This window comes from Paenibacillus sp. 01T424 (assembly GCF_056398745.1).
In genome coordinates this window covers 33,119-49,297 of sequence record NZ_JBFTPZ010000025.1, presented here as the reverse complement: position 1 = coordinate 49,297, position 16,179 = coordinate 33,119, and the positions used below count along the sequence as shown (strand labels likewise).

The window sequence follows — 16,179 nt, the reverse complement described above, 5'->3', positions numbered from 1 at the left end:
GTGGCGCTGGCTTCAGTAGAAGCGCAGCGCCATTATTGTTGTATAGTATAGGGTTACTGGCGAAAGTGAGCTGTAAGAGTTTATATGTTCTTACAGCGTTGAAAGTCACGTTCATGAGTGTCTGTAAACACATATAGGTGCTTATTGAGCAACTTAACAGGCTGGTTACCTACGAAAGAGAGCTTTAAGCGCATATGTGTTCTTACAGCGGTAAAAGTGGAGTATCTGAGTGCTTGTAAGCACAAATAGGTGCTTATTGAGCAATTTAACTGGCAGGTTACCTACGAAAGAATGCTGTAAGCGCATATGTGCTCTTACAGCGGTAAGAGTGGCGTTTCAGAGTGCTTGTAAGCACATATAGGTGCTTATTGAACAACTTAAGAGGCAGGTTACCTACGAAAGAATGCTGTAAGCGCATATGTGTTCTTACAGCGTTAAAAGTGGCGTTTCTGAGTGCTTGTAAGCACAAACAGGTGCTTATTGTGCAACTTAACAGGCTGGTTACCCACGAAAGTGAGCTTTAAGCGCATATGTGTTCTTACAGCGGTAAAAGTGGCGTTTCAGAGTGCTTGAAAGCACCAATAGGTGCTTATTGAGCAATTTAACAAGCATGTTGCCTACGAAAGAGAGTTGTAAGTGCATATGTGTTCTTACAGCGGTAAAAGTAGCGTTTCTGATTGCTTGTAAGCACATATAGGTGCTTATTGAACAACTTAACAGGCTGGTTACCTACGAAAGAGAGCTTTAAGCGCATATGTGTTCTTACAGCGGTAAGAGTGGCGTTTCAGAGTGCTTGTAAGCACATATAGGTGCTTATTGTGCAATTTGACAGGCAGGTGACCTACGAAAGAGAGCTTTAAGCGCATATGTGTTCTTACAGCGTTAAAAGTTACATTGTTGAGAGTCTGTAAGCACATATAGGTGCTTATTGAGCAATTTAACTGGCAGGTTACCTACGAAAGAGAGCTTTAAGCGCATATGTGTTCTTACAGCGGTAAAAGAGGCGTTTCTGAGTGTTAGTAAGCACAAATAGGTGCTTATTGAGCAACTTAACAGGCTGGTTACCTACGAAAGAATGCTGTAAGCGCATATGTGTTCTTACAGCGGTAAAAGAGGCGTTTCAGAGTGCTTGTAAGCACCAATAGGTGCTTATTGAGCAACTTAACAGTCTGGTTACCTACGAAAGAGAGCTGTAAAGCGCATATGTGTTCTTACATCTAAAACATTTTTCACATAAAAAATTTTACCAAACTTGTCTGATAACCTGATATTATAAAAGTATAAGTTACGAAAGGGGTGCGGGTATGAAGGTCTCATTATTTATTACTTGCTTAAGCGATGCGTTATATCCAAGGGTCGGCGAAGCGATGGTGCGCTTGCTGGCAAAGTACGGTGTTTCATTAGAGTTTCCGACGGTACAAACCTGCTGCGGACAGCCGGCCTACAACAGCGGCTATTGGAAGGAAGCGAGGGAGTCTGCCAAAACGATATTGGATGCGTTTGAAGACAGCGACTTCGTTATTTCACCATCAGGCTCCTGCACGGGAATGATTCACCATTATCCGAAGCTGTTCGAGGATGATCCGGTCATGCTGAAACGGGCCAACAAGCTTCAGAGCAAGTCTTATGAATTTACACAGTTTCTGGTGCAGGTGCTCGGCGTTACCGATGTTGGCGCTRCATTTCCTCATAAAGTGACATATCATCCTTCCTGCCACGGCAGTCGGATACTTGGCGTAAAGGATGAGCCGCTTGCGCTTATTCAGAATGTGAAGGGACTTGAGCTCGTACCTCTCCCATTTGCTGAGGATTGCTGCGGCTTTGGCGGAACATTCGCTGTCAAGATGGCTGATATTTCTGGAGCAATGGTGACCGAGAAGGTCGATCATGTGCTGGAGACGGAAGCGGAAGTGTTGGTCGGGCTAGATATGGCTTGTTTACTCAACATTGCTGGAAACCTGCGTTATCGCAACGAACCCGTCCGTGTTATGCACTTGGCTGAGCTGCTATATGAAGGGGTGAAATAAGATGGCTGTCGTGAAAAAGGAAGCTACAGTAAAAGCAAGAGCGGATCTTGCCCTCAACGACGAGTTTTTGCGCAAAGCGGTGCGATTCACAACAGAACGGCTGCGCAATGGGAAGAAAAAAGCGACTGACGAACACGGGAATTGGGAAGAATGGCGGGAGCGGGGCAGACAAATTCGTCTCCATACGATCGCGCATTTGGATTATTATTTGAACTTGTTTGTGAACAATGCCCGCGCAAACGGTGTTCACATCCATTTTGCGAATACGGCTGAGGAAGCGGTCAAGCTGACGCTAGACATAGCAGAGCATGCGAATGCGAAGTCGGTCGTCAAATCCAAGTCAATGGTTTCAGAGGAGCTGCATCTTAATCATGCGCTTGAATCCATTGGCGTTGAAGCGGTAGAAACCGACTTAGGCGAATATATTATTCAGCTTGCAGGTGAAATGCCATCCCACATCGTCATCCCAGCCATTCACAAAAACCGTTATCAAATCGCCGAATTGCTGTCCAAGGAGGCTGGCTATACGCTGCCGCCGGATACGACGGCGCTTGCAGGTTTCGTTCGCAAAAAGCTGCGCGAGAAGTTTTTGGAGGCTGAGATCGGCATGACCGGCTGCAACTTTGCGATTGCGGAGACGGGATCGATGGTGCTTTTTGAAAATGAAGGCAATGCTCGGATGGTGAGTACCGTCCCTAAAACTCAAATAACGTTGATGGGTATGGAGCGAATCATTCCATCATGGTCTGATCTTGAGGTGATGGCTACATTGCTGCCGCGCTCGGCAACTGGACAAAAGCTGACGATGTATATGAATGGCATTACAGGCCCGCGCCGCTCCGAGGATGCAGACGGCCCGGACGAAATGCACATCATAATAATTGATAATGGCCGTTCTTTGCAGCTTGGCGATCCGGAGTTCCAAGAGCTGCTCAATTGTATTCGCTGCGGTGCATGTCTGAATGCTTGTCCGGTATATCGCCACATTGGCGGTCATGCTTATGGCAGCACGTATAGCGGACCAATTGGAGCCGTGCTTACGCCGTCCTTGAACAAAAACATCGCTGAATGGGATGATGTCGCCAATGCTTCCAGCTTATGCGGCGCTTGCTATGAGGCTTGTCCGGTGAAAATCCCCCTTCATGATATGCTTGTTTATTTACGCAGACGCAAGGTGGAAAGTGGAAATGGCAGCAAAATGGAGTCCATTGGTATGCAAGGCTTCGCCACCGTAATGGGCAATTCCTCGCGACTTGGCGGAGTACTGCGACTCGGTAAGCTCGGTCAGAAGCTCGTTGTACGAAGCGGCGTCATTAAGACGAAGCTTGGGCCGCTAAAGGGCTGGAACACCTATCGTGTAACACCTAGCCTGCCAAAGGAATCGTTCCGTGATCGCTGGGATACGCTTGATCAAGAGCTGAAGCAGGGTCTAAAACAGATGGAGCCGTCGATGCAAAATCGGATGGAGGAGCTTGTACGTAATCGTGAGCATGAGGAGAAGCAAGGTAAAGGAGGACATGGTCATGGCTGAGACACATAAACAATGGCTGGAAAAGCTTGAAGCAGATTCGCGGGTGAAACAGGAGCTTTTTATGAATGATATTGCGGCTAAGCTGAGACATCCACGAATGACACATAAGCCGCAGCATCCATTTCGCGGAGCTCCCGATTTCTGGAACTCATTCGAATGGACGGAAGAAGAGCGAATCAAACAGTTTACAGACAATTTTCTTTCAGTAGGCGGTCATGTAGCACGTCTTCCATCGATGGATGATGTGAAATCCTTTATCGTTTCCAAAGCGGAGGAAATGAGTGCTAAATATATTATTCGTCAAAATCAGCCAGAGCTGGATGAGCTCGATCTTGAAGGCGCTTTGAAGGATTCGCAGGTATCGGTGTGGAATACGGATGTTGAGCAGCATTGGCGCGCTCGTGCAGCTGAAGCAGATTTTGGCATCGTGATCGCGGATCATGCCGTTGCCTATACGGGTTCGGTTACTGTATTATCAGCTCCGAATAAAGGGCGGTCCGTTAGTTTGCTGCCAACCGTACTTATTATTATTATCCCGATCGAACGTTTAAAAACGAGGCTTGGCGAAGTGCTCGTGACGTTTGATGAAGCGGGACGCGAGCAGCTGCCAGCAGGTATTCATTTTATTACTGGCCCAAGCCGTTCATCCGATATTGAGAATGATTTGACTATCGGCGTTCACGGACCAGGCATCGTGTATGCGCTGTTAGTCGGGTAGCTATAAAGGTAAGGGTAGGAGAAGCGGCTTGGCGTTGTTAGAAGGCAGTGCATGCCGTTAAGGTTGGAGGTGAGAGTTTATTCCGTCATTAGAAGTAGAGAAGCTGTCAAAACGCAATCATTACGAGGAAATTACCGAGCAAGTGAAGCGTCTTATTATAGATGGCAAATTAAAAGTGGGAGATAAGCTTCCCTCTACGAAACAAATGTCCGAGCAATTTGGGGTAGGGCGCTCAACTACCCGTGAAGCGCTGAGCGCACTTAAAGCGATGGGCTTGATTGAAATTCGGCAAGGAGGCGGCTGTCGCGTCATTCGCAGCGTACCGATTGATATGGAGCTGCCGGAGCTAGCGTCTCTCCGTATGAACCGAAAGACGGTGCTGGAATTACTGGAAGCTCGCGAATCTCTTGAGGTTTCCAATGCTGCAATCGCGGCTGTAAAGCATACGGATGAGGATCATAAACAGCTGAGCCAAATTATCGATGAGATGGAGCGTGCCGCTGGTGATGAGTCCGAAGGTGAGAGACTGGATTTACGATTTCATCTCACGCTTGCCAATGCGACCCATAACACGATCATGGTACGTTTGTTCGAATCGATTATGAATCATATCGAAACAGCTATCCATGATATTAGGCGGGTGGAGCTTTATTCGAGCGCGGCGGTAGCGGAACGACTTCATAGGGAGCATTCTACAATAGTTGAAGCGATTGCGAAGAAGGACCCTGAGCTTGCAGCTGAGCAAATGAAGCAGCATTTGAAGCATGTTGAGAGCATCGTGCTGAAGCATTTGGGAGAGGGCTAGTTGATGGAGAATCCTTGAATAGCATGCGATAAGATGTTTTTCAAAAGTACTGTCGGCCAGTCAACATTTAAAAAGCCCGATTACCGCACATACCATCATTATGGCTGTCGGAATCGGGCTTTTTTTGTTATTTAGCTATTTTATTGTAGCCAGGTATTTATTAATGAATGCTTTGGCTTTGTCTGGATTTTTGCTGTCGACTCTGATGCCGATAATCATGTTTTCTTTGTACAGCGGAAGCTGGTTGACCAGTGCACTCTTGCTGAGGTCAATTCCGTATACATGCTCTTGTGTATCCTCGTCGGTCTTAAGCTTCTTCGAAAGGCTGTCAGTCATGTGCGGCTTGAACACTCCGTTAACATCGTCGTCTAGCTTCATAAGCATTCCCTGAACGCCGATCCAATCGAAAATGCTCTCATCCATAATATATACATCCGGATGCTCAGTAGCTAGTACGAGCACTGCTTTCTGCATATAGGCAAATTGCGATTGCTGGTCTTTAGGGACAAACGTAAGCGTAGAAACAAATCTTTTCCATTCGGGAAACGCTGTCAAAAGAGCGGTTTCAATCGGCTCTTTCTTAGGCGCATCATCCTTCAGCATGTAATTGCCCATAAATGAAACGTTCAAATCGACGGGCGGCAAATTAGCGAGCCGCTCTTGTTCTTCACGATAGTTCATGAAGCTGATTACACCATAAATAATAAGTGCTACCGCAGCGATGGCTCCGAGCGTGTGAAACTTGTAATAGCGCCAGAAATGATCCATTTTCTGAGCTTGTCCAGCCATCTTCTTGTATTTACCGTACTCTTGCTCGTTGAAGGCAGCGGTTAGCTTGCGATCCTCGTACTCTAGAATCAGTCGATATGCTTTCGTAATCGTTGCAAAAGATTCATCCGCATCCCCCGCGTTATCCTTCTGCAGCTGTGCTCTGGAGCGTGATTGACGCATAAGTGTCGTATAACGCTTCTCCACTTCCTCTTTGGCCGCAAGCTCTGGCAGCCCCATCGTTTCATAGGCTTGTTTTAACTCGTCCACTTGTGTCACCTCAATTAGTAAATAGCTCCTATATGATTCCTATCTATTAGTATACGGAATTCCGCGGGTAACGCAAATTTTGACGAATTTATTCGTATGGAATTTTTCTCGTATGCAGAACTAGAAGAGAGCCATCGAGTGAAAAAGATAATGCACTGCGCTCTTTCATAAGGCAATCAAACGCAGGTGGACTGAATTTTGAACAAAAACCCCTTCTATTTAACTTCCTATCTTGTCGTATTTTGATATTCTAGAATGACATAAATAAACCGTTAGGATGGTGCCTTCATGACTGTTTCGCTTAAGTTTGATTTTGGGATCGGCAGCGCTCCCGCTTCACCATATATACAAGTACTGCCGAATACGATCTATAACAAAGATGCAGGCTACGGTTTTGAGTCAACCCTGCGTATAGGCTCACGGAATAGAGAGGAGGCGGATCGTCTTCGCGGAGCTTTCTGTATTCCACTTGAAGCCGCGTTTGTTGTTGATCTGCCAAATGGCTGCTACACGATAACAGCTACGATAGGCGATGCCATTGCTCCAACCTCTACGACATTAAAATATGGCGTAGGGCGCATAGTGCTGCACAAGGCCGTTACATCAGCAGGACAATATGCGGTGCACAGCTTCACCGTCAAAGTAACCGATGGACGGCTGCGGCTTGCCTTCTCAGGGGTAGCGCCGCGAATAAATGCACTTCAGATTGACGAGGCGAAGCAAGCGACGACGATTTATTTGGCGGGAGACTCTACCGTAACCGATCAAGATACGTTCCCATATGCCGGATGGGGGCAGATGCTTCCGCTTTATTTTAAGACGGATGTAGCGATTGATAATCATGCTATGTCGGGAAGAAGCTCACGAAGCTTTATTAACGAAGGTCGATTGGCAGCAATCATGGAGCAAATAAAGCCGGGCGACTATTTATGGATTCAATTCGGACATAATGACGAGAAGCCGGATGAAGAGCGGGCAACTGAACCGTTTGGCAGCTTTAAGGAAATGCTGGCCGTTTATGTAGAGGAATCAAGAGCACGCGGTGCAAAACCTGTATTAATTACACCGATGCATCGCCGCAAATTCGACGAGCAAGGCAGGATTATCGATACTCATGGTGATTATTTGCTCGGAATGAAGCAGCTTGCGGCAGAGCTGGATGTTCCGCTGATCGATTTGGCTGCAAAGAGTAAGGATTTGTATGAGCGTTTGGGAGACGAGCCCTCTAAAGCGCTGTTCATGTGGGCTTATCCGGGAGAATTTATTCATTTTCCTGATGGCGCTCAGGACGACACACATTTTCAAGAGCTGGGCGGCATTCAAATTGCTGGATTAGTAGCAGAAGGCGTGCGTGAGCTCGCTTTATCGCCGCTGCTTTTATATTTAAAGGGGCGTTAGAAGCGGCAGCGGTGGTGAAGCTAAATAGCTGAATTATTGACATACGAAGAGGCTGCTCCACATGTAGATAAATCTACTTGAGGAGCAGCCTCTGTGGCTTCTTTTATGCTGAGAAACGATGGATGATGGCTGGAATTTCACGTAAATCATGACATATCGCATCTGGAAATTTAATCGAGTGGTCATTGCTCTTCAAAATCGTTCGCATCCCTAATTCGTTCGCCGGAATAATGTCAGCCTTGAGATTATCGCCAACAAAAACGGACTGCGCAGACGAAGAGCTTAAATTAGAGAGCGACAATTGAAAAATAGCATGATCAGGCTTTCGCAAATTGACCGCATCTGAAATCACAATATCATCAAAGAGCTCCATAATACCGAGAGCAGTTACTTTATTTCTCTGATAAAATTCCCTGCCATTCGTAATCATGCCTAATTTATATCCTCGCTGCTTTAAGGAGAGAAGCATTTCATTCATGCCGGGAAATCCGACGCTGTATTGATGAAAGTGATTGTTTAAATCATTAAGCAGCGGCGAAAATAGAGCGTCTTCAATCTTGAAAAATCCGATTAACTCGTTATAAACATCTTCTTTGGGTATGAGCCTATTATTTAATTCAGTAAACTTCGCTATAAAATCATCTCTGTTTGCAATGAGGGCATGGAGTGCAAAACGTTCATACTGATACTTTGCAAAGTTGATCAACGATTGGTTTTTATCAAGCAAGGTCTGGTCTAGGTCAAAGATAATCGTATCAATGGTGCTCAATGGATCACCTCCGTCTGTTCTTGCGAAACAACATCGTATTTACTAGGTGGGGTTTAATAGATCGCTATGCCTTCCATTTCATAAGGGTAATCCATTTGTATTTTAATACTTTTCACCTCATGCTCTTGTAAGAAAAAACCGATGATGTAAAGACCCAAATCAATCGAGGTGGCGACTCCTCCAGCTGTAATGACATTGCCGTCCCGTACAATTCGTGAGCGAATAACCTCTTTGCAGTAGGGCTCTAATAAATCATAGGCGAACGGATGGGTGGTCGCGTTTTTATTGGTCAGATAACCAGCAGCTCCAAGCAGCAGCGATCCTGTGCAAACCGATACGATATACGCTGCCTGCTGAGCCTCCTTTATCCAAGCAGTGAACGATTCATCAAACCTTAACGCTCTTGTTCCGAGTCCACCGGGAATGAAAATGAGGTCATATTGCATGAGATCCGGTTTGACTTGATTGACTTTAATCGTCATGCCAAGCTCATCCGTAACCTCATCCTGCAGCCCACAAATATCCCAAGAGAACTCTTTTGTTGATTCGTAGTACTTCAAGCGAGTGATGACATCATAGAAGCCGACAAAATCCAAAAAAGTAACGCCATCAAATAAAATAAAAGCTATTTTCATCGATGCAGCACCTCTTTTCTTTATTGCAATAATATTACAAATATGGACTTCGGTATAGATTAAAGTGTCAAAAAAGCGGATCGAAGGCTCGATTCTGTTTCTCTTATCGACTACAATAGCAAAGACGATATTGTAGTATAAGTGAGGGAAATCAATGTTTGATCCAACTGTTTATGAAAATTTGAAAGTAGTCTTTGAGAATCAGCTCTATGATTTGGATACGCTCGACCGGAAAATTGATATTATCAACCGGGTAGATCGTCTAGAGCTGGCGGTTATGTCGCGAGAATTTATGCTGGAGTTTAAGCTTGCTGAATATGCTGGGGTGTCTGCGGAAATTCAGCTGACTGCTTCGCTGAAGGATTTGGCGGCGGAAATATTGGAGCTGACGGRCGAGACCCCTGCATGCTCGCTTCGAATTCGTTTCTTCATGGAAGTGACGGATGTCACAACGCAGTGCAGCCAAATTAAGCAAGTCATGCAGCGTATTTGGGAGCCGGATATAGAACCGACACAAACGATAAGCTACCTTTTTGGCACGGAGCTGCCTACCTTTTCGAATGTAATCGAGCTTGGCTTTAGTCGCAAAATAGGCGAAGAGCAAATGGAGGATATTCCGGAGCTGATTGATCATGTCCTTAAGACATTGATGAAGCTGAAAGAGATTGCTGAATAGATGTTTTTTTATATTCCAGCCCTCTAAGTTCCTRATATTTACAGTGAAATACTGTCTGTTTCTTTAAGCAAGAAGCTATGCTATAGTACTTGTGAATGAACAACTGAAGAAGAAACTCCGAAGCTGTTGTCTACGGACAATTCTAGCTCTCGGGAGAGGTTCGCGAACTCCCTCTATAAAAAACTATGCGAAACGATTGTCCCATTAGGTGACATCGTCGTTTTCGCGTTCGGCGCGAAGCGGGTTTTTAACGCTTCGCGCCGTTTCTTTGGTTTTTTATGTACATACGAAGGAATTCAAGCGATCTCGGTCTTCTCACATCAGAGAGGGAGATGCAGCATGAAATCAGAAAAAGCGATCGTTGTGTTTAGCGGCGGTCAGGACAGCACGACCTGTTTATTTTGGGCAATGGAACGATTCGCGGAGGTAGAAGCCGTTACATTCAACTATGGACAGCGGCATAAGCTTGAGCTGGATTGCGCGGCGGATATCGCCAAGGAACTTCAGATCAAGCATCATATTCTTGATATGTCCCTTCTTAATCAATTAGCACCCAACGCACTCACAAGAGACGATATCGCGATTGAGCAAAAAGAAGGAGAGCTGCCTACAACTTTTGTTGATGGCCGCAATCTCTTATTTCTTACGTTCGCAGCAGTGCTTGCAAAGCAGCTTGGTGCGAAACATATCATAACAGGCGTATGCGAAACGGACTTTAGCGGATATCCGGACTGCCGGGATATATTCGTAAAGTCGTTGAATGTGACATTGAACTTGTCAATGGACTATCCGTTTGTGATCGATACGCCGCTTATGTGGCTGAACAAAGCCGAGACATGGAAGCTTGCGGATGAGCTGGGCGCCTTCGATTTTGTCCGTGAACGCACATTGACCTGTTATAACGGGATTATTGCGGATGGTTGCGGCGATTGTCCCGCTTGCCAGCTTCGAAAGAATGGGTTGGACGAATATTTAGTCCAGCGCATGTAGGGTGAAGCGATGATGCAGCAGATTTATCCGGCCGCACAGCATAGCTATAGTTATGAGCTTAATAAGGATTTTCACTTTGCAGCTGCTCACTTCGTACCGAGTGAAGAGGCTGGAAAATGCCAGCAGCTTCATGGCCATACGTATTATGCGAATGTAACAGTTGCAGGCGATGAGCTTGACGAGGCAGGTTTTCTTGTCAACTTCGCCATAATTAAAAGGTTGATTCATGATCGTTTTGACCATTCTTTGCTTAATGACGACAACGAGCACTTTAGCAATGTGTTGCCCGATCGTTTTCCTACGACTGAAGTGGTAGCACGAACGATTAGCGACATCGTTCAGCGCCATTTGGATGGTACTGTAAATCGTCCGCAATGCGTTCAAGTCTTTTTGCGTGAAACGCCGACGAGCTATTGTATTTATCGTCCGAAGCGGGAGGCGGTCTAACGATGCCATCCAATAAACGAATTCCTGTAATGGAAATATTCGGCCCTACGGTCCAAGGAGAAGGTATGGTAATTGGCCGGAAAACGATGTTTGTTCGTACTGCTGGCTGCGATTACAGCTGCTCTTGGTGCGATTCGGCATTTACTTGGGACGGCAGCGGCAAAGAAGATATTCGCATGCTGACAGCATTTGAAATGATAGAGCAATTAAAAGAAATAGGTGGAAATGCGTTTGAGCATGTGACGATTTCCGGTGGCAATCCCGCACTGCTCCCGCAGCTGGGTGAATTTGTTGATGAGCTCCATAAACAAAACATCAGCGTTGCACTGGAGACACAAGGGAGTCGTTGGCAGGACTGGTTTTGGTCGATTGATGAGCTCACTTTGTCGCCTAAGCCGCCGAGCTCTGGCATGAAGACAGACTGGTCGAAGCTCGATGAAATCGTGTCCAACCTGAATCGGAAATCAACTAGTTTTTGCTTAAAAACAGTCGTTTTCGACGAGGATGATCTAGAGTACGCGACATACGTTCACCTCAGGTATCCAATGGTTCCATTTTATTTGCAGGCAGGCAATGGAAACTTGCAGGAAACAGAGCCGCAGCTCATGCTTCCTTATTTATTGGAGCGTTATGAATGGCTGATCGAGAAGGTTATGCCGAATCAGGATTTAAAGCGGGTGCACGTTCTGCCGCAGCTTCATACCTGGGTATGGGGCAATAAGAAAGGCGTTTAATTCAAAACAGCTGAGAGAGGTGGAAACGAGCATGGAAGGAAGAAGCAAAGAGGAGCTGAGCGGTGTGACGCTGCTAGGCAATCAAGGAACACAATATTTGTTTAACTATGCACCGGAAATTTTGGAGGCCTTTGATAATAAGCATCCAAATCGCGATTATTTCGTGAAATTCAATTGTCCGGAATTTACGAGTCTTTGCCCAATGACGGGACAGCCGGATTTTGCAACCATTTATATATCATATATTCCAGGTGACAAAATGGTAGAGAGCAAGTCGCTTAAGCTGTATTTGTTCAGCTTCCGCAATCACGGTGATTTCCACGAGGATTGCATGAACATTATCATGAATGATTTAATTGCGCTGATGAGTCCAAGATATATAGAAGTTTGGGGCAAATTCACACCTCGTGGCGGCATATCCATCGATCCGTATTGCAATTATGGCCAGCCTGGCACAAAATATGAGCAAATGGCTGAGCATCGTCTCATGAATCATGATTTGTACCCAGAGAAAGTGGATAATCGTTAATTTAGAATTGCAGCTCAAATTAGTAAAAGAGATACATTTATGATAGATTTTTCTGAATTGCCCGACTAAGGTCTAGGTGAATTTCATGCCTGAAGTCCATTTCAATTATTCTATTAAAGTCTATACTTAGTTTAGAGTTATTAGAGAATAGGTGGACAAACGATGATTAAAAATGCGATTTGTATGTCTGTACTGCTTTGCACCATAGCATCTGCATTAACGAACTTTGGAGTATCTCCCGTTCGAGCGCTTGCAGCTCCAAGCGCGTCACAAGCTGAATATATTAGTATAGATAATATGATTGAGCCCTTCTTGTTGCAGCCAAAGCAGGATGAAAAGGCATGAAGGCTGTTTTAACACAAGCCTAAACTTGCATGAAAGCATGACTAATTAGTAAACGCCGCGACCTATATGGAAGCGGCGTTTGCTGTTTCTAATAGAATACAATCAGCTCAAGCGCTGTCTGTCCCTATAAGCAAAATGATTGGTTGGGCCATGACCGCTCCCAATCCCCAGCTTATCTTCAATAGCGGCTTGAATGAAGGCTTTGGCAGTTCTTATAGCTTCAAGTACAGGTTTGCCTTGAGCAATTTCTGCAGCAATCGCAGCGGAGAAAGTGCATCCAGTGCCGTGAGTATGCTTAGTGTCGATACGTTTGCTTTCCAAATATACAAATTGTTCTCCATCGTAGATGAGATCAACGAGCGGTTCGCTGCTTGAACCGTGGCCGCCCTTAATGACAACATAGCGGGAGCCCATCTGATGCAATATTCGGGCCGCTTCCTCTCGATCGCTTAACGTCCGGATCGGGATTCTTGCGATAAGCTCAGCTTCTGGAATGTTAGGAGTCGTTATAAGCGCGAGCGGCAGCAAATACGTAATCAGTGTCTGAATAGCTTCTTGCTGAAGCAGAGATGAGCCGCCTTTCGCCACCATGACAGGATCAATGATGAGATTATGCCAGTTATATTGCTTTACTTTCATTGCAACGATCTTTATAATCTCTGCGCTGAACAGCATGCCTGTCTTAACTGCGGATGGCTCCAGATCCTCGCCGATCGAATCGAGCTGGCAGCTAACAGCCTCAGCATCCAGCGGGTAGATGCCCTGAACGCCAAGCGTATTCTGCGCAGTCACTGCGGTAATAACCGACATGCCGTAGGTGCCGAGCTCTTGAAATGTTTTTAGATCAGCTTGAATACCTGCGCCGCCGCCGGAGTCCGAGCCTGCAATCGTAAGTGCTTGATATCTTCTCATCCGTGCATCTCCTTCGAAAGAGTAGAATTAATTTACAAGTTTGAAAAAGCATCCTCAGCCTTTATATTGTCTGGCAGCAAGTCGTTATCGACGAGCCAATCCCTAACATTAGACCAAGAAGCAGGCTCCTGATATCCAAATGATTGCTTCCCTGCATCCATGAGAGGCAGAAGAATGTCCAAGCTTTTTGTCTCGATTTCTTGATCGAGAGGGGAGGTCTGGTTCTCATGCTCAAATAAAATCGACAACGATTTTTGTTTATTTTCAGCTACAAATTGTTGACCCTCCGTAATGGCTGCGATGAAGCTTTTGAACAACGCCTGCTTCTCAGCTAGTCCTTGATCACTTGCTACAAGCACAAGCTCGTAATAATCCGGCACGCCAAAATCAGTTGGGTTTATCGCCGTCATGGGATGCCCTTCCTTGGCAAGCAGCAATTGCTCATGATTAATAAATCCACCGATGATCGCATCTACTTTGTTGGTTGCTATAGCCGGAATAAAGGAAAAACCAACGTCAATCATTTCCACATTTTGCGGGTCACCGCCGTCATGCTTAATCATGGTGCGCATCATTGCTTCATACAGAGGGATGGAGGAGAAGCCGACCTTTTTACCAACAAGTTCCTTGGGTGATTTGGCGCTTCCGCCTTCTGGTACCATTAGATGATTAAGTGGATGCCTGACGATTGCTGCAATGGATTTAACAGGAATTTCCTCGCCGCGAGCCATCAATACCTGTGGCTGGTAGCTGAGCGCCAAATCAACCTTGCCGGCAGCCACTAGCTTCAATGCATCATTCGTATCCGCGGGCATTTGAATGTTGACCTGTAAACCATGCTTCGCAAAATAACCGTTTGTTTGAGCCGCATAGAGGAAGGAATGCACCGCATTTGGATACCAGTCGAGCATAATGCTAATAGTCTGAGGATTCTGTTTTGCCGTAGTGTCCTCGGGTTTGTTTTCAGTTGGGACAGCGTTGCTGCTGCACCCGTTAAGTACGAGCAGCAGAGAAGCAAGCATCGGAATAATCCATTTCATTTTTGCTTTGATGATCATGTATTGAACCTCTTTCTCTTTAGTATTGATTTCTCCAATAGGACAATGGCAGCAAATAATAAGATGCCAATGAGGGATAGCAGAAAAACGGATGCAAACATGGAGTCGGCGTTCAAATTGCTGGACATTCGGCGGCTATAGTAGCCTAGGCCTTCACTGCCTCCAAGCCATTCACCGATGGTGGCGCCTACAACGCAATAAACGATCGATAACTTAAGCCCTGAGAAGAAGGACGGTAGGGCGATGGGGACTTGTATTTTTCTGAAAATACCCCAGCGCGTTGCTCCCATTGTGAGCAGCAGCTCTTCATATTCGCTACCGCTTTTCTTAAGCCCGTCATAGGTGCTCACAACGATAGGGAAAAAAGCAGTCAAAAAAACAACAGCGACCTTGCTCCAAATCGTATAGCCAAACCACATAATGAAAATTGGAGACAGAGCGATAAGCGGGATGGTCTGACTGATGACGACAAACGGGTACAGCGCCTTCTCCAGTATTCGGAAAGTGTGCATGCCTGCTGCGAGCGTAGTCCCAATAATAATCGACAATAGAAAACCGAGGGACACTTCTTTAAGCGTAGCCAGCAGATGGTTGCCAAGCAGCAGATGGCCATCTTCGATTAATGCCTGAGCTATTGAGCTAGGTGACGGCAGTATGTAGGGTGGAACCAATCCGAGCTGTGCGACCGCTTGCCAAACGAGCAGTAAGCTAATGAGCAGCAGTATGAATAGTCCGTAATGGCTCAGCCACTGGTTAATTAGAGGTTTGCGCATGCAGTCTTCGCTCCAAATCTTGCCGCAGCTTGATGAAGTCGGGTTCGTAATTTTGCTCATAGTGTCTTGGTCTCGGCAAAGGAACGACTATTTCCTGTATCCCTTGCGCCTCGTTAGCTGCACTTGGCAATAAATAAATGCGGTCGCTCAGCAATATCGCTTCCTCAAGATCATGTGTGATAAAGAGTACTGTTTTTCCAAGGTCGCTCCACAGCTCTAGCAGCCACTTATGCATACCGCGTTTGGTCATGGCGTCAAGCGCGCCAAACGGTTCGTCCAGCAGCAGCAGCTCTTGTCCGGTTACTAGTGTGCGCAGAAAAGCTGCCCGCTGTCGCATGCCGCCTGACAACTCGTCAGGGTAAGCTTGTTCATAGCCTGCCAGTCCGAAGCGCTCTAGCAGCTCCAAGATTTGGATCGTGTTATAATGGGGATTGCTGCGTGTCATCTCAAGTGGAAGCAGACAATTGCCGAGTATTGTTCTCCATGGCAGAAGAAGATCCTTTTGCGGCATATAAGCAATCTTGCCGAGACGATTGGGGGCAGGCTTGCCATACAGCCTAATTTCACCTTGGCTAGGCTGAAGCAATCCGGCCATGAGCTTAAAGAGCGTGCTTTTGCCTGAGCCGCTAGCACCGATGATAGAGACAAACTCACCTGAGTAGGCTTGAAGCGAAAGATTAGACAGTATAGATGTTTCAGCAAGCATGTCGTAGGTGTAGCTTACTTGGTGAAGTGAGATTATAGCTGTAATACGCATCCCTCCGTAAACAAATAAAGACCCACCCATTTCCGAG

Annotated in this window: 18 protein-coding genes and 1 riboswitch; of the genes, 11 read left to right on the top strand and 7 right to left on the bottom strand. The window is 46.0% G+C overall.

What is annotated here, in order from left to right; translation table 11 throughout:
• Positions 1-1,304 precede the first annotated feature (1,304 nt).
• The 4 genes from AC1DPK_RS18940 to AC1DPK_RS18925 all read left to right on the top strand — a co-directional run bounded on the left by AC1DPK_RS18940 (position 1,305) and on the right by AC1DPK_RS18925 (position 5,081).
• Positions 1,305-2,027 carry a (Fe-S)-binding protein gene (locus AC1DPK_RS18940; protein ID WP_477511313.1) on the top strand — a complete coding sequence of 241 codons (723 nt, stop codon included), beginning with the start codon at positions 1,305-1,307 and terminating at the stop codon, positions 2,025-2,027.
• A 1-nt stretch (position 2,028) separates the two neighbouring features.
• Positions 2,029-3,558: a LutB/LldF family L-lactate oxidation iron-sulfur protein gene (locus AC1DPK_RS18935; protein WP_477511312.1), complete on the top strand. Its 1,530-nt coding sequence runs from the start codon at positions 2,029-2,031 to the stop codon at positions 3,556-3,558.
• On the top strand, positions 3,551-4,276 hold the full coding sequence (locus AC1DPK_RS18930) for a LutC/YkgG family protein (RefSeq protein ID WP_477511311.1): 726 nt from the start codon (positions 3,551-3,553) through the stop codon (positions 4,274-4,276). Before AC1DPK_RS18935 ends, AC1DPK_RS18930 begins: the two co-directional genes overlap by 8 nt.
• 79 nt (positions 4,277-4,355) lie before the next feature.
• Complete coding sequence (locus tag AC1DPK_RS18925; RefSeq protein WP_477511343.1) at positions 4,356-5,081, top strand: FadR/GntR family transcriptional regulator; 726 nt, start codon at positions 4,356-4,358, stop codon at positions 5,079-5,081.
• 135 nt (positions 5,082-5,216) lie between these two features.
• Here the strand turns inward: AC1DPK_RS18925 and AC1DPK_RS18920 are convergent, their stop codons facing one another.
• A complete protein-coding gene (locus AC1DPK_RS18920) occupies positions 5,217-6,119 on the bottom strand; it encodes a J domain-containing protein (RefSeq protein ID WP_477511310.1) in 903 nt (300 codons plus the stop codon).
• Between the two features lie 288 nt (positions 6,120-6,407).
• Between AC1DPK_RS18920 and AC1DPK_RS18915 the strand changes: the two genes are divergently transcribed.
• Positions 6,408-7,517 (top strand): rhamnogalacturonan acetylesterase, encoded by a 1,110-nt coding sequence (locus tag AC1DPK_RS18915; RefSeq protein ID WP_477511309.1) that lies wholly within the window; start codon positions 6,408-6,410, stop codon positions 7,515-7,517.
• 103 nt (positions 7,518-7,620) lie between these two features.
• On the opposite strand, the gene AC1DPK_RS18910 is transcribed toward AC1DPK_RS18915, so the two are convergent.
• Positions 7,621-8,286, bottom strand: coding sequence for an HAD family hydrolase (locus AC1DPK_RS18910; RefSeq protein WP_477511308.1), 666 nt, complete (start codon positions 8,284-8,286; stop codon positions 7,621-7,623).
• A gap of 53 nt (positions 8,287-8,339) precedes the next feature.
• Positions 8,340-8,921 carry a DJ-1/PfpI family protein gene (locus AC1DPK_RS18905; protein WP_477511307.1) on the bottom strand — a complete coding sequence of 194 codons (582 nt, stop codon included), beginning with the start codon at positions 8,919-8,921 and terminating at the stop codon, positions 8,340-8,342.
• Between the two features lie 154 nt (positions 8,922-9,075).
• Between AC1DPK_RS18905 and AC1DPK_RS18900 the strand changes: the two genes are divergently transcribed.
• The 6 genes from AC1DPK_RS18900 to AC1DPK_RS18875 all read left to right on the top strand — a co-directional run bounded on the left by AC1DPK_RS18900 (position 9,076) and on the right by AC1DPK_RS18875 (position 12,642).
• The gene (locus tag AC1DPK_RS18900) at positions 9,076-9,597 is read left to right on the top strand and encodes a hypothetical protein (RefSeq protein ID WP_477511306.1); all 522 of its coding nucleotides are present in this window, start codon (positions 9,076-9,078) and stop codon (positions 9,595-9,597) included.
• A 149-nt stretch (positions 9,598-9,746) separates the two neighbouring features.
• Positions 9,747-9,790: riboswitch (PreQ1 riboswitch) on the top strand.
• 146 nt (positions 9,791-9,936) lie between these two features.
• Positions 9,937-10,587, top strand: coding sequence for a 7-cyano-7-deazaguanine synthase QueC (gene queC, locus AC1DPK_RS18895; protein ID WP_477511305.1), 651 nt, complete (start codon positions 9,937-9,939; stop codon positions 10,585-10,587).
• A gap of 9 nt (positions 10,588-10,596) precedes the next feature.
• Positions 10,597-11,034: a 6-carboxytetrahydropterin synthase QueD gene (queD, locus tag AC1DPK_RS18890; protein WP_076266764.1), complete on the top strand. Its 438-nt coding sequence runs from the start codon at positions 10,597-10,599 to the stop codon at positions 11,032-11,034.
• A 2-nt stretch (positions 11,035-11,036) separates the two neighbouring features.
• Positions 11,037-11,768, top strand: a complete 732-nt coding sequence (gene queE / locus AC1DPK_RS18885; protein ID WP_477511304.1) for a 7-carboxy-7-deazaguanine synthase QueE — start codon at positions 11,037-11,039, stop codon at positions 11,766-11,768.
• 31 nt (positions 11,769-11,799) lie between these two features.
• Positions 11,800-12,297: a preQ(1) synthase gene (queF, locus tag AC1DPK_RS18880; RefSeq protein WP_339203627.1), complete on the top strand. Its 498-nt coding sequence runs from the start codon at positions 11,800-11,802 to the stop codon at positions 12,295-12,297.
• A gap of 162 nt (positions 12,298-12,459) precedes the next feature.
• Positions 12,460-12,642 carry a hypothetical protein gene (locus tag AC1DPK_RS18875; RefSeq protein ID WP_076266766.1) on the top strand — a complete coding sequence of 61 codons (183 nt, stop codon included), beginning with the start codon at positions 12,460-12,462 and terminating at the stop codon, positions 12,640-12,642.
• 102 nt (positions 12,643-12,744) lie between these two features.
• Here the strand turns inward: AC1DPK_RS18875 and thiD are convergent, their stop codons facing one another.
• From thiD to AC1DPK_RS18855, 4 genes are read right to left on the bottom strand one after another with little or no spacing between them, the layout of a single operon-like run.
• Positions 12,745-13,554 carry a bifunctional hydroxymethylpyrimidine kinase/phosphomethylpyrimidine kinase gene (gene thiD / locus AC1DPK_RS18870; RefSeq protein ID WP_477511303.1) on the bottom strand — a complete coding sequence of 270 codons (810 nt, stop codon included), beginning with the start codon at positions 13,552-13,554 and terminating at the stop codon, positions 12,745-12,747.
• Positions 13,555-13,586: 32 nt separating this feature from the next.
• Positions 13,587-14,612, bottom strand: coding sequence for an ABC transporter substrate-binding protein (locus tag AC1DPK_RS18865; protein ID WP_477511302.1), 1,026 nt, complete (start codon positions 14,610-14,612; stop codon positions 13,587-13,589).
• Positions 14,609-15,385 (bottom strand): ABC transporter permease, encoded by a 777-nt coding sequence (locus AC1DPK_RS18860; protein ID WP_477511301.1) that lies wholly within the window; start codon positions 15,383-15,385, stop codon positions 14,609-14,611. Before AC1DPK_RS18860 ends, AC1DPK_RS18865 begins: the two co-directional genes overlap by 4 nt.
• On the bottom strand, positions 15,366-16,142 hold the full coding sequence (locus tag AC1DPK_RS18855) for an ABC transporter ATP-binding protein (protein WP_477511300.1): 777 nt from the start codon (positions 16,140-16,142) through the stop codon (positions 15,366-15,368). Before AC1DPK_RS18855 ends, AC1DPK_RS18860 begins: the two co-directional genes overlap by 20 nt.
• Positions 16,143-16,179 lie beyond the last annotated feature (37 nt).

Bases quoted from the DNA above. Each gene is read 5' to 3' on its own strand.
- AC1DPK_RS18935 (WP_477511312.1), top strand. From the start codon at position 2,029: ATGGCTGTCGTGAAAAAGGAAGCTACAGTAAAAGCAAGAGCGGATCTT.
- AC1DPK_RS18930 (WP_477511311.1), top strand. From the start codon at position 3,551: ATGGCTGAGACACATAAACAATGGCTGGAAAAGCTTGAAGCAGATTCG.
- AC1DPK_RS18915 (WP_477511309.1), top strand. From the start codon at position 6,408: ATGACTGTTTCGCTTAAGTTTGATTTTGGGATCGGCAGCGCTCCCGCT.
- AC1DPK_RS18905 (WP_477511307.1), bottom strand. From the start codon at position 8,921: ATGAAAATAGCTTTTATTTTATTTGATGGCGTTACTTTTTTGGATTTT.
- queC (WP_477511305.1), top strand. From the start codon at position 9,937: ATGAAATCAGAAAAAGCGATCGTTGTGTTTAGCGGCGGTCAGGACAGC.
- queD (WP_076266764.1), top strand. From the start codon at position 10,597: ATGATGCAGCAGATTTATCCGGCCGCACAGCATAGCTATAGTTATGAG.
- queE (WP_477511304.1), top strand. From the start codon at position 11,037: ATGCCATCCAATAAACGAATTCCTGTAATGGAAATATTCGGCCCTACG.
- queF (WP_339203627.1), top strand. From the start codon at position 11,800: ATGGAAGGAAGAAGCAAAGAGGAGCTGAGCGGTGTGACGCTGCTAGGC.
- AC1DPK_RS18875 (WP_076266766.1), top strand. From the start codon at position 12,460: ATGATTAAAAATGCGATTTGTATGTCTGTACTGCTTTGCACCATAGCA.
- thiD (WP_477511303.1), bottom strand. From the start codon at position 13,554: ATGAGAAGATATCAAGCACTTACGATTGCAGGCTCGGACTCCGGCGGC.
- AC1DPK_RS18865 (WP_477511302.1), bottom strand. From the start codon at position 14,612: ATGATCATCAAAGCAAAAATGAAATGGATTATTCCGATGCTTGCTTCT.
- AC1DPK_RS18860 (WP_477511301.1), bottom strand. From the start codon at position 15,385: ATGCGCAAACCTCTAATTAACCAGTGGCTGAGCCATTACGGACTATTC.
- AC1DPK_RS18855 (WP_477511300.1), bottom strand. From the start codon at position 16,142: ATGCGTATTACAGCTATAATCTCACTTCACCAAGTAAGCTACACCTAC.